15 protein-coding genes are annotated in these 17,055 nt (G+C 25.9%); 12 read left to right on the top strand and 3 right to left on the bottom strand.

Annotated features, from left to right (window positions below; translation table 11 throughout):
- Positions 1 to 487 precede the first annotated feature (487 nt).
- On the top strand, positions 488 to 1,270 hold the full coding sequence (locus ACYUET_RS13990) for a lysozyme (protein ID WP_460280596.1): 783 nt from the start codon (positions 488 to 490) through the stop codon (positions 1,268 to 1,270).
- A 138-nt stretch (positions 1,271 to 1,408) separates the two neighbouring features.
- Here the strand turns inward: ACYUET_RS13990 and ACYUET_RS13985 are convergent, their stop codons facing one another.
- The gene (locus ACYUET_RS13985) at positions 1,409 to 1,582 is read right to left on the bottom strand and encodes a hypothetical protein (protein WP_460280594.1); all 174 of its coding nucleotides are present in this window, start codon (positions 1,580 to 1,582) and stop codon (positions 1,409 to 1,411) included.
- 636 nt (positions 1,583 to 2,218) lie between these two features.
- Here ACYUET_RS13985 and ACYUET_RS13980 point away from each other — a divergent pair.
- The 6 genes from ACYUET_RS13980 (at position 2,219) to ACYUET_RS13955 (ending at position 9,995) form a co-directional block, all read left to right on the top strand.
- Positions 2,219 to 3,406 (top strand): quaternary amine ABC transporter ATP-binding protein, encoded by a 1,188-nt coding sequence (locus ACYUET_RS13980; RefSeq protein WP_460280591.1) that lies wholly within the window; start codon positions 2,219 to 2,221, stop codon positions 3,404 to 3,406.
- Position 3,407: 1 nt separating this feature from the next.
- Positions 3,408 to 4,238 (top strand): ABC transporter permease, encoded by an 831-nt coding sequence (locus tag ACYUET_RS13975; protein WP_460280589.1) that lies wholly within the window; start codon positions 3,408 to 3,410, stop codon positions 4,236 to 4,238.
- Positions 4,239 to 4,294: 56 nt separating this feature from the next.
- The gene (locus ACYUET_RS13970; protein WP_460280587.1) at positions 4,295 to 5,185 is read left to right on the top strand and encodes a glycine betaine ABC transporter substrate-binding protein; all 891 of its coding nucleotides are present in this window, start codon (positions 4,295 to 4,297) and stop codon (positions 5,183 to 5,185) included.
- A 467-nt stretch (positions 5,186 to 5,652) separates the two neighbouring features.
- Positions 5,653 to 6,915, top strand: a complete 1,263-nt coding sequence (locus tag ACYUET_RS13965; RefSeq protein ID WP_460280585.1) for a uracil-xanthine permease family protein — start codon at positions 5,653 to 5,655, stop codon at positions 6,913 to 6,915.
- A gap of 317 nt (positions 6,916 to 7,232) precedes the next feature.
- Entirely contained in the window at positions 7,233 to 7,616 is a 384-nt protein-coding gene (locus ACYUET_RS13960; RefSeq protein WP_460280583.1) for a BlaI/MecI/CopY family transcriptional regulator, read from the top strand.
- Positions 7,617 to 7,784: 168 nt separating this feature from the next.
- Positions 7,785 to 9,995, top strand: coding sequence for a M56 family metallopeptidase (locus ACYUET_RS13955; protein WP_460280581.1), 2,211 nt, complete (start codon positions 7,785 to 7,787; stop codon positions 9,993 to 9,995).
- 276 nt (positions 9,996 to 10,271) lie between these two features.
- Here the strand turns inward: ACYUET_RS13955 and ACYUET_RS13950 are convergent, their stop codons facing one another.
- Positions 10,272 to 11,402 (bottom strand): iron-containing alcohol dehydrogenase, encoded by a 1,131-nt coding sequence (locus tag ACYUET_RS13950; protein WP_460280579.1) that lies wholly within the window; start codon positions 11,400 to 11,402, stop codon positions 10,272 to 10,274.
- Between the two features lie 316 nt (positions 11,403 to 11,718).
- Here ACYUET_RS13950 and ACYUET_RS13945 point away from each other — a divergent pair, with 316 nt between their 5' ends.
- From ACYUET_RS13945 to hcp, 4 genes are all read left to right on the top strand, one after another.
- Entirely contained in the window at positions 11,719 to 12,357 is a 639-nt protein-coding gene (locus tag ACYUET_RS13945) for a hypothetical protein (protein ID WP_460280577.1), read from the top strand.
- A gap of 21 nt (positions 12,358 to 12,378) precedes the next feature.
- Positions 12,379 to 12,957, top strand: a complete 579-nt coding sequence (locus tag ACYUET_RS13940) for a hemerythrin domain-containing protein (protein WP_460280575.1) — start codon at positions 12,379 to 12,381, stop codon at positions 12,955 to 12,957.
- 1 nt (position 12,958) lies between these two features.
- Entirely contained in the window at positions 12,959 to 13,138 is a 180-nt protein-coding gene (locus ACYUET_RS13935; RefSeq protein ID WP_460280573.1) for a DUF1858 domain-containing protein, read from the top strand.
- 61 nt (positions 13,139 to 13,199) lie between these two features.
- Positions 13,200 to 14,864, top strand: a complete 1,665-nt coding sequence (gene hcp, locus ACYUET_RS13930) for a hydroxylamine reductase (RefSeq protein WP_460280571.1) — start codon at positions 13,200 to 13,202, stop codon at positions 14,862 to 14,864.
- A gap of 203 nt (positions 14,865 to 15,067) precedes the next feature.
- On the opposite strand, the gene ACYUET_RS13925 is transcribed toward hcp, so the two are convergent.
- Positions 15,068 to 15,697, bottom strand: a complete 630-nt coding sequence (locus tag ACYUET_RS13925; RefSeq protein ID WP_460280569.1) for a hypothetical protein — start codon at positions 15,695 to 15,697, stop codon at positions 15,068 to 15,070.
- Positions 15,698 to 16,244: 547 nt separating this feature from the next.
- On the opposite strand from ACYUET_RS13925, the gene ACYUET_RS13920 reads away from it, so the two are divergent.
- Positions 16,245 to 17,006: a protease inhibitor I42 family protein gene (locus tag ACYUET_RS13920; RefSeq protein ID WP_460280567.1), complete on the top strand. Its 762-nt coding sequence runs from the start codon at positions 16,245 to 16,247 to the stop codon at positions 17,004 to 17,006.
- Positions 17,007 to 17,055: the final 49 nt, after the last annotated feature.

Genomic DNA, 17,055 nt, shown 5'->3' with positions numbered 1-17,055 from the left:
TAGATTATATTATTGCTTAAAGATTAAGAAATAAAACCTAAAGAATAAAAAATAATCATATGCCGCACCATTATTCCTGCACTACGTTTGGAAAGGGTGCATGGCTAAAAAAAATCGACGCTCCACAGTCGCTTAGCGATTTTTTTATACGAAATATATACAATTATTTTAAGTATAATTTTTAATAAAAGTTAATGCTATATCTTTAAATTAAGAATGATCTCGCTAAAATAATAATTTGATCAAGTGATTTATACTACAATATCAACATTCACTTAAAACATAGCCAAATAAGAAAATTATTGAAATATAGATATTTTTTTATTTATAGAGTAACTTATCTAAAATAAACTTCATATTATGTAATATGCAGTTAAGCAAAATTAGTTATAGAGAATTGGTTAAATTTTATTATAGATTAATATGATTAGTTAAAAACAAAAATTACGCTTATAAATATATATTTAATGAGAGGAGGGTAAACAATATGTCACAATGGAAATGGTGTGTAGAAGGTTCTGATGGAAAAGTTATAAAAGGCTGGTATGAGGATAATGGAAGTTGGTACTATTTAAATGATGAAGGTATAATGCAAACAGGATGGGTAAAAGATAAAGACGGTTTATGGTATTATATGAATGAAAATGGAGCAATGCAAACAGGCTGGATTCAATTAAAAGGTGTTTGGTATTATTTAGAAGAAGCCAGTAATGGATATAAAGGTAAATGTTATATAGATTGTACTGTGATTATTAATGGAAATGAGTATACTTTTGATAAAGAGGGTCATATGTTAGATAATTCTTTAGTATCAGATGTGTGCATTAATTTTATAAAATCTTGGGAAGGATTCTCTGGTACTCCTTATTATGATGAAGTTGGAGTATTAACATTAGGATATGGAATGACTGGTGACGAAATAAAAGGATTATCCAGCGTTACAGAAAGTCAAGCTAGCCAAATGTTAAAAGAATTAGTAAATAATAAATATGCAAAAGTAATTAAAAAAGATTTAGATTCTAAGGGAGTAAAGTTAACCCAAAATCAGTTTGATGCACTAGTAAGTTTTGCATATAATTGTGGTACTGCAGGTTTACTTGGCTCTACATTATACAAAAATATAGTTAATGGTATAAGGGATATAAATACTATTATTTCTAATTTCCAAGCATGGTCTAATGGTGGTGGAAGAAGAATAGAAGGACTTTATAAAAGAAGAACTAGAGAGGCTAATATGTTTTTAAATGCAGACTATACAGGAAATGTATAAATAGAAAATAATTTAAACACATCAAAAAAATAAGGATTCAATCGCAATTTGAACTATTAATTGAATGTGTATTATATGGTAGATATCAATTTAAATTTTGATATCTACTTTTTTTATAATTAGGAAGTTAATATTAAATTATTTTCTATTTTTTAACTCATCTAAAATAGTGTCTAATTTTTTATCCATATCTTTATTTCTGATAATAAAATTTTTGAATCCTTTTATAGCTTTAAATATTATAAATACACATAATATTAATAAAGCAAAATTAATAAGAGTCATAATAAGTGCAGAGTAATTAATATCCATAAAATAAAGCTCCTTTTTAACTTAATATTTTAGTTATATTTAAAATATAATAAATAAGTTTACCTATATACATAGAATAAAATATTATATATTATTACGATTAATACATTGTAAATATATTCTATACTATAACATATTTTGTTAAAATATCATAAATTTAAGTGAAATTATATAAGTAATATTTACTCTAAATATTATAAAAAGTTTGTCTTAAAAATAAGAAAATTTAAGTTATATTTAATAAAAACTATTTAGATTTTTAAATTATTATACTGCGTAGTAATTTGACAAAAGTAACAACTTTATGATAAGTTAAAGTTGCTACTTAATTAAAACTAAGTATATATCACATAAATATTATTAATATATATGTTCTAATTAAGTTATTATATTTATAATCTTTTATATAATTTTTATAAAAAATTATATCTTTAATTAATCATATCTACTTAAAAGCATATATATCATAAATTGTCTATATAAGTTCCTCATCATACTGGTAAGTGATATTATTTATAAATATTTTAAGATTTATATTAATGAACAAATTTTATTAGAACTTATATATTTAAAACTAATAATTAGAAACTTATATATTTAATAATAAGTTTAAAAAAATTCTAGATGGAGGTAAACATGTCGAAATTAGAGGTAAAAGATTTATATAAAATTTTTGGGAAAAATCCTAAAAAAGTTATACCTATGTTAGAAAAGGGAATTAGTAAAAACGATATACATAATAAGACAGGTAATTCTGTTGGTGTAAATAATGTTAATTTTAAAGTTAATAAGGGCGAATTTTTTGTGGTAATGGGCTTATCAGGAAGTGGGAAATCAACATTAATAAGGTGTTTAAATCGTCTTATTGAGCCTACAAGTGGACAAGTTTTGATAGACGGAAAAGATATATTAAAATGCAATGAAGAAGAACTTTTAAAAGTAAGAAGAAAAGAAATAGCTATGGTTTTTCAGAATTTTGCACTTTTTCCTCACAAAACCATTTTAGATAATGTGGCTTATGGTTTAGAAATACAAGGAGTAAATTCTAAAACGAGAAAAGAAAAAGCATATGAATGTTTAGAATTAGTAGGCTTAAAAGGATATGAGGAAAGCATGCCAGATCAATTAAGTGGAGGTATGAAGCAAAGAGTTGGATTAGCAAGAGCATTAGCTACAGAGCCAGAAATACTTCTTATGGATGAAGCTTTTAGTGCATTAGATCCATTAATACGTAAAGAAATGCAAGAAGAAATGTTACAATTACAAGCTAAAATGCAGAAAACTATAATATTTATAACTCATGATTTAGATGAGGCTCTAAGATTAGGTGATAGAATAGCTATTATGAAAGATGGTATTGTAGAACAAATAGGTTCATCGGAAGATATATTAACTAATCCAGCTAGTGATTATGTAAGAAAATTTGTTCAAGATGTAGATAGAACAAAAGTAATAACATCGTCTACTATTATGGAAATGGCAAAAGCTATACGAATTGAAAAAGATGGTCCAAAAGCAGCAGTTAGGATTATGAAAGATGAAGGAATTTCTAGTATTTATGTAATTAATAAAGAAAGAAAACTAAAAGGAATTGTAAATATTGATGATGCATTAGAGCTATCAAAGAAAAATATAAAAACTATAGAAGATATAGTAATAAAAGATGTTCCTAAAGCATCTCCAGATGAAGCAATTTCTGATTTGTTATCTGTAGCTAAGGACACAAAATATCCTATTGCAGTTATTGATGAGAATGATATTTTAATGGGGATAATAAAAAGATCTACAATAATTGCCGGAATTGCTGGAGAGGAGGATAAATAATATGTTTACATTACATATAGGACCATATATTGAGTTTATAATAGATTGGTTAAAAAATAATATAGAACCATTCTTTAAACTAGTAAAAATTATAAATGAAACATTAATAACTGGATTAGAAGATTTATTATTAATTATACCAAGTATAGTTATAATAATAGTACTTACTTTAATAACATTAAAACTTACTGATAAAAAGACATCTGTTTTTACATTTGTAGGGTTATTATTTATTGATGCTATGGAATTATGGCCTCAAACAATGGAAACACTTGCACTTATATTGGTATCAGCGTTTATTTCTTTACTTATAGGTGTACCACTTGGAATTTATGCAGCTAGGCATGATAGAGTTACTAAAATATTAAGACCTATACTAGACTTTATGCAAACAATGCCGGCCTTTGTATATTTAATTCCAGCGGTTTTATTTTTTGGAATGGGAAAAGTGCCAGGAGCTATAGCTACTGTTATTTTTTCTATGCCACCGGCAGTTAGACTTACTAATTTAGGTATTAAACAAGTTCCAGAAGATGTAATTGAAGCAGCTAAATCATTTGGATCTACCAAAAATCAAATGTTATATAAAGTACAATTACCTATTGCACTGCCAACTATATTAGCTGGTGTAAATCAAACAATAATGCTTTCATTATCTATGGTTGTTATATCTGCTATGATAGGTGCTGGTGGATTAGGTAGAGAAGTATACAATGGTATTACTCAAATGGATGTTGGTACAGGGTTTGAAAGTGGACTAGCTGTAGTTATTTTAGCTATGGTACTAGATAGAATAACTCAATCTTTAGGAAAAAATAAAAAAAATAATTAATTTAACTATAAATTATATCTTAAATAAGAGATTTAATAAATAAAGGAGGAATAAGAGTGCATAAAAACTTAAAAAAGATTATGACATTAGCATTTGCGGGTATATTAGCAGTAGGCATGTTAAGTGGATGTGGAAAAAATTCAACACAAAAAACAGAAAATTCAAAAGGAAAAGTAACATTAGGATATGTAAACTGGGCAGAAGGGGTAGCTATGACTAATTTAGTCAAAGCTGTATTAGAAGATAAAATGGGATATGAAGTTGATATGAAGCAAGGGGAAGCAGGAATGATTTATACTTCATTATCAACTGGAGATATGGATGCTTTTTTAGATGGATGGTTACCAGTTACTCATAAAGATTATATGGAGAAATATGAAGGAAAAGTAGAGAAAATAGGAACAAATTTTGAAGGTGCGAAGATAGGATTAGTAGTGCCTAAATACATGGATATAAATAGTATAGAAGATTTAAATAAAGTTAAGAATGAAGTAGATGGAAAAATAATAGGTATTGATCCAGGTGCAGGCATAATGAAAACTACTAATAAAGCAATAAAAGACTATGGATTAGATTTAGAACTTATGGAAGGTAGTGGAGCTACAATGACAGCTATGCTTAAAAAAGCAGAGGATGAAAAGGCGCCAATTGTTGTTACAGGATGGAAACCACATTGGAAATTTGCTCGTTGGGATCTTAAATTCTTAGAAGATTCAAAAAATGTTTATGGTGAAGCAGAAGATATTTATACAATTACAAGAAAAGATTTTTCAAAAGATATGCCTGAAGTTACACACTTTTTAAATAATTTTAAAATGGATGATAATCAATTAGGATCTCTAATGGGAGATATTCAAGAAAACACCAATAAAGATCCATTAGAAGTTGCAAAAGAGTGGATAAAGAATAATGAAGAATTAGTTAATAGTTGGATACCTAAAGAATAAATTAATAGTTTTTATTAAAGTATGTGTTTTGAAAATATAATTTATTGTAATATTGAATTTGGTTTATAAAAATTATAAACAGTAAGTTTAAACTATCTGAAATTCACTTTAAGTAATCTTAATTAAATTTGAAAATCTTTCTCTTTTAACATTTTTTAAAATCAAATTATATAGTGCAATAAAAAACATATAACTTTATTAATAAATATTACCTATAAATTAAACATTATTAGTTTAATTTATAGGTTTTTATTTTATTGATTTTTTGGTAATTAATAAAAATTTGTTTACTTTTTCAAAATTTTAGATATAATAGATAAAGAATGAAACATAAGGATAGGTAATTATTTTTATGTACAATTTCATATTGTTAAAAATTTTGACAAGAACTTTTAATTTAGTCCAGAGAGGCTAAAAAGGGGAGATAATAGTATTTTCCTCTTATTTATTTAAGGAGGTATTTTTTTATGTCAGAAATTATAAGTAGTACAAAAGAGCAATTCGGTGAAATTTCATGGGAGAAATTAGGGGTTAAGTTTGTATTAGCATTACAACATTTAATTGCAATGTTTGGAGCAACTGTATTAGTTCCTATTTTAACCGGTCTTGATATTTCAGTAGCATTGTTTTGTGCAGGTATTGGAACATTGACATTTCATGTTTGCACAAAAATGAAAGTTCCAGTCTTCTTAGGCTCATCATTTGCATTTATTCCAGTAATATGCGCTGTTGGACAAACATATGGCGATTTACGATATGCACAAGGTGGAATAATGATAGCAGGTCTAATCTATGTATTAATGTCTTTTATTATCAAAAAAATTGGTACTGATAAAATAAAATATGTATTACCAGCTCAGGTTGTTGGTCCTATGATTATGGTAATAGGATTAAATTTAATTCCAACAGCTATAAGTATGGCTAAAGATAATTTAATGATTGCAGTTATAACTTTAGGGATAGCTTTAGGAGTAAAACACCTAGGAAAAGGATTTATATCTCAAATATCAATATTATGTGGAGTTATTGTAGGGTATATAGTATCTTATCTTACAGGTTATGTTAATGTTCAAGCAATTTCAGAAGCTAGTATTATATCTATTCCACATTTTACGTTACCTAAATTTGATTTAGGAGCAATAATGATTATTGCCCCAGTAGTGCTTGCTACTTTTATGGAGCATATTGGAGATATAACAACAAACGGTCAAGTAGTTGGAAAGAACTTTATAGAAGAGCCAGGATTAAATAGAACTCTATTAGGGGATGGACTAGCTACTATGATAGCAGCAGTATTTGGAGGACCAGCTAATACTACATATGGAGAGAATACTGGAGTTTTGGCAATTACTAAAAATTACGATCCATCAATATTAAGATTAGCAGCTATATTTGCAATAATGTTAAGTTTTATAGGTAAGTTTGGATCTGCAATAAGCACTATTCCACAAGCTGTTATGGGTGGAATAAGTATAATGTTATTTTCTATGATTTCATTAGTTGGATTTAATACTATAAAATATCAAAAAGTAAAAATTGATTGGAAGAATTTACTTGTAATTAGTACAATATTAGTAATAGGACTTTTGGGAACTGTTATAGAGAAAAAATTTGGGATTTTAGTAGGAATAAAAATAAATGATACAATATCTATATCAGGATTAAGTTTTGCGGCAATTGTTGGAGTTTTACTAAATCTAATACTAAATAAAATAAAGTTTAAAAGATAGTCTATATTTTAAGTGAATAGTGATTTTTTAGTATAAAGACTATATCATTTTTATAATTATTAGTTATAAGATGATATAGTCTTTTTGGTTCTTATAATAAAATTTAGTAATACTTTAAGGAAATATTAAGAAATTACTTTAATTATAAATATTGACATTTTGAATCTACAATTGTAGACTAAGATTATAATTTACAACTGTAGATTTAAAATGTAACTAAAAAGATTAAGTTTTATAGGATGTTTTAAAATAAAGTAGAGAGATTCTATATAATATAAATTTACTTAAAAATAATTAGAAAAAAGGAGATGATAAATATGAGCGAGGTACCCAAAATATCTGAATCAGAATGGGAAGTAATGAAACTAATATGGAAAAATAACCCTTTAACATCAGAACAAATAATAAATGCTTTGTCTGGAAAAATGAATTGGTCAACTCAAACGATAAAAACATTTATTACAAGACTAATAAAAAAAGGTGCAATAGGATTTGAAAGATGTGGTAGAGTTTATAACTATTATCCTTTAATTTCTGAAGATGAATGCATAAAATTAGAAAATGAATCTTTTCTTAAAAAAGTATATGATGGAGCATTAGGAATTCTCTTTAGTAAATTTTTAGAAGAAGAAGAATTATCTATAGAAGAAATTGAAGAGCTTGAAAACATACTTAAAGATAAAAAAGAAAAACAAAATTAAAGCAAAATTATAATATATTATATATATGCTTCTAACTAGACAGTATTAGTTAAAGATATAGTTTTCTATAAAAATTATATAAAAGATTATAAATGCAATAACTTAATTAGAACATATATATTAAAATTTTATATAAAACTTGCATAAGGGTAAGAGAGAGAGGTTTTTATGGGGATTTTAGAAAATATTTTCTTATGGATTTTACAAACTTCTTTAACCTCAAGTATTGGTATTTTAATACTTATGTTAATTTTAAAAGTATTTAATAATCATATTGGAGTAAGAGTGAAATATGGATTGTGGATTTTAGTAATTATAAGATTACTTGTACCTACAATTCCTGAAATGAATATTAATTTATTTAGTACTTTGTATGAGAAATATGAAAATGTTATTCAAATACAAAATCAAAAAGATGAATTAAAAGGAGAAGAAGAATTACCAGTAGTAGTTAATAAAAATAATAATGTGAATCATAATATGAATACTGAAATAAATGAAAAAGAGGAAATACAAAATGTTGAAAAACAAAAGTTAATATCAGTTATTTTTAAAATATTTTCTTATTTATGGATTATAGGAGCAATAATTTTAAGTTTAATATTTATATTATCTATATTTAATTTTAAAAGAAGAATTAAATGTTTAAGAAGAGACAATTATTATGAAATCCAAAACTTAATGGATAACTGTGCTAATAAAGTTAATGTTAGAAAAAACATTCCTGTATTTATTCATAATAGTTTTAAGAGTCCATGCATATTGGGAATTATAAAACCTAAAATATATATTCCAGAACATGTTTTAAGAATAAAAGATTTAAATCAACTTTCACATATATTTTTACATGAGTTAATGCATTATAAAAGGAAGGATTTATTTTACAACTTCATTGGAGTAATTGCACTTTCAATACATTGGTTTAATCCTTTAGTATGGATTGTAATTAATAAAATCAAACTTTATAGAGAATACGCCTGTGATGCAAGTGTACTTGAAATTCTTGGAGAAGAAGAAAAAGTGAAATATGGCATGACTCTTATAAATTTTTCGAAAATATTTTCATATAAAAATAAATATTCACAATTAGCAATTTCTTTTGAAAATAGTAATCAAATTAGGGGGAGAATTAAAATGATAAAAAATTTTAAAAAAGGTTCTTATAAAATATCAGTTAAAGCAGCTCTAGGAGTGGCATTAGCTACAAGTTTAATGTTTACAAATAATATTATAGTTAACGGAGCAGAAGTTAATAATGTTGTATCAACTAATTTAAATAGTAATATTATAGACAAACAAAATGAACAACATAAATTTCTTATTGATTCAGCTACAAAAGTTTATGATGATATAGAAAAAGTAGAAAAAGTATGGGGATTAAAATTTAAAGTACCAGACTTTATATCTGGAAATAGCTCAAGATCTTCAAGTTTTCAGCTTATAAAACTTTCAGACAATGAAAATGCTTTGAATATATTTTTAGAAAATTTAGATATGCCAAGAGAAGATATTTCATTTCAAGTTTTTGAAAAAAATCCAGTAGAATCTTTAAAAAAAATTGAGTGTTCATATAAAGCTAATAGGGCTATAGTTGAAGCAGAAAAAGAAGATATGAATTTAGCAGGAATAAATGGATTAAGTATTACTTTAAAATGCACTACACCATCTATAATGACAGATGAGTATAGTATTCCAGAGCGTAAAGATGTTCAAAAATATTTTGCATGGCAAAATGAAGGTATTTGGTATAGTATAGAATATAATTTAATATTTAATGATAAGGAAATATTAAATCTTTCAGAAGATAATATAGAGAAAATAGCAAAATCTATAAAATATCCTGATCAAATAAACAATATAAACTATTCTGTGGAGAGAGAAGTTTCAACAGAAATAGGGGTAATGGATATTTATGATAAAGAAGATTTGGAAAAAGCAAAAAAATTATTGGGATTTAATCCAAAACTTCCATTAATAATTAATGAAGATGTGAAAATAAATGATTCAGGTGTAGGTATTTCTGGAGATTCTGATATAGAAAATAATAAAATTAATTATGAACTTAACAGTTTTTATTCTAATAAAAATGGATCAATAACTTTTAATGCACAAAAAAATTCAAAAATTTATAATGAAATAGCTGAGAATGGTTACTTTATTCGAGAAAATACAGAAGATAATAAACCTAAAAAAATTAAAGCTGAAAAACTAAATATTGATAATAAGGAAGTTTTTAAATATGAAGAAAATGATTATACGCCTACAGTAGAATATATTTGGAAAGAAGATGGAATTTATTACTATGTTTTCTTTTTTGATGGAACTGAAAACTCATATGATATAGCTGAAAAATTTGTTAAATCTAAACCTATAGATTAATAAAACATGATTGATTAAGAAAAAATAATTTATAAAAAAAGGAACCTAATAATATAAAACCTTTTTAAGGGATATTATTAGGTTCCTATTATTGAAAATACAATTTTTAATAATATTTTTAAATTTTCAATTTAGAAAATACTTAATTAATTTATTGTTATGTTTTAAGTAAAATCCTCTGTCCATGAGCTTTATACTAAAATATCAACACCGTTTTAAAACATAGCCTAATTTATTTATAAGGAATATTAAGTTCGTTAATATTAGTTATATTTATTATAATGATTTATAATAAATATCTTTTATTTCTTCTAATGTAAATTCTTTAGGATGATTTGTAATGCTTGGTTTTGAAACTTTCATGCAGTTTTCTGCCATCCAATCAATATCTTTTTCTTCTATTCCAAGTTCACTTAACGTTATGTTTAAGTCAATCTTTTTTAAGAAATTTCTTATAGCATCTGAACAATCTTCAGCGTTGGTACCACCTAATAATTTTGATATATTAGTATATTTTTCTACATCACTTTGCCATGATTTTTCAACAATTATTGGTGTTAATGCAGCAAGGCCCTTGCCATGAACAATATCACGTAATCCACTTGCTGGATGTTCTAGCCCATGGGGTGCTGTTACCCCTGCTACACCAATTACCATACCACCTAAGGTACTTCCTAAACTTACTTTTTCCCAGGCGTCTAAATCAGTTTGATCATTATAGACTTTAGGTAAATTTTCAGCTATTAATTTAATTCCATAAAGGGCCTTCATATCAGTTAATGGTTGTCCTATTTTTGATAAATAAGCTTCCATATTGTGTGCTAATGCATCGAATCCGACTGATGCAATTATATGTTTTGGCATTGTAACCATAAGTTCTGGATCTACAATTGATGCTTTAGCAATAATAGCATTTGTTCTAAGAGATTTTTTATCTTTAGTTTCAGGATTAGTAAGAACTGAAAAACTATTTCCTTCACTTCCTGTTCCACATGTTGTTGGAACTAAAATTATTGGTAATGCTTCTGTTCCTTGTTTTATTCCAAATATATAGTCAGATATATCACCAGGATTTTTAGCTGAAAATGCAATACTTTTTGCAGCATCCATAATACTTCCGCCACCAAGCCCTAAAATGACATCACATCCTGTTGTTTTTACAACTTCAACACCTTCATATACTGTTGTAGTAAGTGGATTTTGAGCAACTTTATCAAAAACTTCAACTTCAATTTTTGCTTGTTTTAATAGATTAATTGTTTTATCAAGTAATCCACTTTTTTTTGTGCTGTTCTTACCAGTTACTATAAGAACTTTTTTCCCATATTTAGCTACTTCATTACCTATCTGATTTATTTTACCTCTTCCAAATAAAAGATTTACGGGAAGGTTATAATTGAATTCCATATTAAAATACCTCCTTGAATAATATATAACATATTTTTTAATAATAAATATAAACGAATAAAGGCACCTTTTTAAATAAAGATACCTTCGTCTAAATAATGTTATCATATAAAAATATATAAATCCATTATCATTTTTAGTTTTTTTATTTTAAATAAGTAATAAAATAATTTAATTTAGTAACAAATGTTACATAATTAAACTCGATACTATAATATAATTTCTATTGTAGACAAGAACAAATTTAAAAAATACTAAAATAAAAATAATTTTTAAATATATAAAAATACAGATAAAGATTGGAGAGAAAATAAAAATGAGTTTATATTTAGGAAAAATACATTATTGGTTATTTAATAAAATATTATGGTTTGAAGGACTAGAATCTGAAATTATTGATCTTGCTAAAAGTGAGAATTTAGATATTGAAAGTTTAAGTAAAGAAATTAATGATAAGTATGGAGAGAAACTTCCGAATAAACCTCTTGAAGAAATGATAGATACAAGTAACATACATGGATGGCTACAAGAAAAAATACATTCTGCAGAAGGAAGAATGGCTGCGTGGACTACTAAAATTCTTGATAATAATAAGGAAGCTTATAATGGAATGGAAAGAATATATATTAATCAAGCAATAAAAGCGGCTAAAGAAACTAAAAAAGATAAAGGAACACTAAATAGTGCTGATGAAATATTTAATAGTGTAAATGACTATATTCTAGATGGTATGCCATGTGATAGAGTAAATGAAATATTTACTGCTAATGAAAGTACTGTAGAGTGGACTATAAGAGTATGTGTTCATAAGGATATATGGGAAAAAGAGCAAGGCGACGTAGACTTATTTTATAGATTAAGAGGTTTATGGATTAAAGCATTTATTAATGAGATAAACAATGAATTTGACTATATTGAATATGAAAATGGATTAAAATCAATTAAGAAGAAATAAGTTTTAGTAGGAGAAATTAACATGAATGCAATAGATATAATGATGGAAGAACATAGATATATTGGACGTATGCTTAATGTTGTAAGGAAGGCATGTTTTAAATTATTAAAAGAGGATGAAGTAAATTATGAGGATGTTTATTTAATGATAGATTTTATTAAAAATTATGCAGATGGACATCATCATAATAAAGAGGAGATAATACTTTTTAATAGAATGGTAGAAAACTTAGGTGCTTTAGGAGAAAAAACTATAAAGCATGGAATGTTAGTAGAACATGATTTGGGAAGATTATATATAAAAAATCTTGAAGAAGCACTTGAAAACTTAAAGAATGGTGATGAAGAAGCCAAGTTAGATGTAATTGCTAATGCTATTTCTTATACACATTTATTAAAAAGACATATTGAAAAAGAAGATAATGTTATATATAAATTCGCTCAAAGAGAGTTAAAGACTGATATATTAGAAAATATAGATAAAGAGTGTGTAGATTATGAAAATCAGAATGTGTCTATAAGAAATGAAAACATAAATATATTAGAAAATTTAGAGAAGAAATATTTAACTACATTAAACGATATAAGAGGAGGAAAATAAGATGATAACTAAAGATATGACAATAGGTGAAATAATACGTGTTAAGGAAGATGCACCACAAATTTTAATGAACTTTGGTATGGGGTGTGTTGGGTGTCCTTCAGCTCAAGCAGAAAGTCTTGAAGAGGCTGCAATTGTACATGGATTAAATATTGAAGATTTATTAAAAGCTTTAAATTAATGAATAAAATAATCCCTTCTTAAAATACTAATAAAGATTAGTATTTAAGGAGGGATTTTATATGGAAGAAAATCCAATGTTTTGTTATCAATGTGAGCAAACTGCAGGGGGAAAAGGTTGTACTAAAATAGGTGTATGTGGAAAAACGCCTGAAGTAGCTAATCTTCAAGATTTACTTATATATCAATTAAAAGGAATAAGTTGTTACGCTAAAGAACTTATAGAAAAAGGAGAAGAAATAGAAAAAGATATTGTAAGCTTTGTAGAAAATGGTTTATTTACTACACTTACTAATGTTAATTTTGATGCAGAGGTTCATGTTAAAATGCTGAAAGAATCTCAAAAAATAAAAGAAAATCTAAGAGATAGAGTAGGTATTGATAAAGAATATCCAGAACAAGCAACTTATAATTTAAGTGAAACTAAGGATGAAATGCTTAAAGATTCTAAAAAGGCAGGAATTATGTTTGATCAAGAGATAGATGCAGATATAAGATCTTTAAGACAAACAATAATTTATGGGTTAAAAGGAATAAGTGCATATGGTCATCAAGCTAGATTTTTAGGATATTATGATAATCAAGTTGATAATTTTTATTTTTTAGGATTAGAATGTACAACAAATGATAAATTAACTGTTGAGGAGTTAATTCGTATGACTATGAGAACTGGAGAGATGAGTGTGGCTGTCATGAAAAAATTAGATGAGGCTAATACTCAAACTTATAATAACCCAAGTCCTCATAAAGTTAATGTAAATATTGAAAAAGGTCCATTCATCATTGTTTCAGGTCATGATTTAAGAGATTTAGAAATGCTATTAGAGCAAACTGAAGGTAAGGGAATTAATATATATACTCATGGCGAAATGATACCTAGTCATGGTTATCCAGGGCTTAAAAAGTATAAGCATCTTGTAGGAAATTATGGTGGAGCTTGGCAAGACCAACAAAAAGAATTTGATGGGATTCCAGGTTGTATTTTAATGACTACAAATTGCTTGATGAGACCAAGGGAAACATATAAAGATAGAATTTTTACAACAAGTGTAGTTGGATGGGATGGTGTTAAATATATCCCAGCTGATAAAGATGGTTATAAAGATTTCTCTCAAATAATAGAAAAAGCATTAGAACTGGGTGGATTTGAAGAAAGTGAAGAACCAAAAGAAATTCTTGTTGGTTTTGGTCATAATGCAACATTAAGTCATGCAGAGACAATTGTTAATGCAGTTAAAGAAGGTAAAGTTAGACATTTCTTTTTAATAGGCGGATGTGATGGTGCGAGACCAGGAAGAAATTATTATACTGAATTTGCACAAAAAGTTCCAAAAGATTGTATTATTCTTACACTTGCATGTGGAAAATATAGATTTAATAAATTAAATTTTGGAGAAGTTGCAGGACTTCCAAGATTATTAGACGTTGGTCAATGTAACGATGCATATTCAGCAGTTAGAATTGCTACAGCATTAGCAGATGCGTTTGATACAGATGTAAATGGGTTACCATTATCAATAATTTTATCATGGTATGAACAAAAAGCAGTAGCAGACCTTTTAGCATTGCTTTCATTAGGAGTAAAGGGAATTTTCTTAGGACCTTCACTTCCAGCATTTATAAGTCCAAATGTATTGCAATATTTAGTAGATACATTTAACATACAATCAATAAGTGAGCCTGATGAAGACTTAAAAACTTGTTTACAACAAGGGGTAAATTTATAAATAAATTTAAATAGTAAATAGGACTATCTTAAATATATAAACATGTATTTAAGATAGTCCTATATTTTTAGATAAATGTTGAGTGTGTGTAGTATGAGCGTTGAGGAAAATTTTAACTATAACATCTGTAGAATTTTCTGTTATAACATCATAAAAGAAGTGAGTAAACTTACGTTTCTAATTTATCTAAATTAGTTTTATTATTAATAGTTATAATAAGAATATGAATATTCATCTTTATTGCAATGGTCATTGTGTGTTGAAAAAATTTCATTATTAAAACATTGGCAATCTTCCTTATAAGTATCTCTTTTACTATAACAATAGTTTGTTTTAGAAGGATAACTATCATTTTTAAAATCTAAATTATCTTTAAAATTTAAATCGTCACAACATTTCCCGGAATTTAGGCAGTTAACAATAGATTTAGCAGGGGTAAAACTCATAGATAAACAAACACTTATTATACTATAGAACAAAATAGAACTATCACAGTTATCAATATCAGAGTAACTAATATCAGCTTTGACATTTATTATATTGAAATAAGGTGGAATTTGTATAGTAATAAAAAACGGAGAAATAAGTTTTTTAACCATGACTTTTCCCCTACAATCATATGATAAATAACGTATTTTAATAAGATTATAACCTTTAATAATTAGTGTATAACGTGTGATAGTTTTAATTATTTTATTATTAGTTATACACAATTTTGCAGAAAAATCTAAAATTTCTTTAATGGGAGGACATGAACAGGGCAATGTTATTTTATCCATAGAACTAAAATCTTTAAGAAGCATTTTAGTATTACAACAATTATTTTTTTGCATAATATTTTTTCACCGTCTGTAAGCATTATTTCAATATTATATTATGAGTTATAAGAGAAATAGTGAACTATAACAATTAAAAAATGTATAAAAAATATGAAATATATAAACTTTGTAAAGAAGAGTTGTTGCAGAATGTTTTTTCAAAATCATTTTATGATAGCTCTTTTTTTATTGTCTTATTTAAAACTGATGTGGGAAAGTGAAAAATATTTAATAGAAGTATATTAAATAAAAATAAGAAAAAATTATAATAGTTTATGAAATTATATTAACATAGAAAAATGATATAAGAACAATAATTGAGTTATTTAGATAAAGTAACATTATATATATATTTAATTTGGAAATACTTATATTAAAATTTTTGATACAAAAATTATAAAATATGCAACATTTTACTTATATAAATTGTATTATATGTGAAAGCACAATTAAATATCAGAAAATATTTAAGTAATAAATATATAATATAAATTTTAGAAATAGTTTTTATAATTAAAAAAATCAATAATTAAAAAATTAATAAATGAAGGAGATTGAATTGATGAAAAAATCAAAAATACTATTAGCAAGTTTATTAGCAACAATATCAATACTAACAATAAGTCCAAAAGCAGTAAATGCAGAATGGAAAAATAGTTCAAAAGGTTGGTGGTATTCAGAGGAAAACTCTTATGCTACTAAATGGAAACAAATAGATAATACATGGTATTATTTTGATAACAATGGATATATGAAAAAAGGTTGGATTTATGATAATGGAACTTGGTATTATGCTGATTCAAATGGGGCAATGCAAACAGGAATTATTCAAGTAGATGGAAAGACATATTACTTAGCATTAAATGGAGCAATGCAAACTGGGAATATTAATATTGGCCAATACACATATAATTTTGCAAGGTCAGGAGAAGCAATAGGTGATAATATACCACAAGCAACTAAAGCATTTTTAGGACAAGGAACAACTAAAAAACCTATTGATATAAATAATACATTTAAAAACAGTAAAAAAACAGCAGAAATAAATCTTCAAGGTAATCCTACAACAGGGTATACTTGGGAGTATAAAATTAATACAGATGGCATTATAAAAGAAGATTCAAAACAATATAAACAAGATAAGTCTAATTTAGAAGCAGTTGGTGTAGGAGGTACATATACTTGGAAGTTTTCTGCTTTAAAAGAAGGCACAACTGAAGTAACTTTTAAATACCGTCGTCCATGGGAAAATGAAGTAATTCAAACAAAAACTTATATTTTTACAGTTGATAATGAACTTAAAATTACAGTAAAAGAAAAATAAAACTTAGTCTTTAGTTAAATTAATATTCTATATAATTATGTAGAGGATT

It is taken from the genome of Clostridium sp. CTA-5 (genome assembly GCF_054768135.1).
The sequence above is the reverse complement of the archived record's forward strand: the minus strand, read 5'-3'. Positions and strand labels throughout refer to the sequence as shown.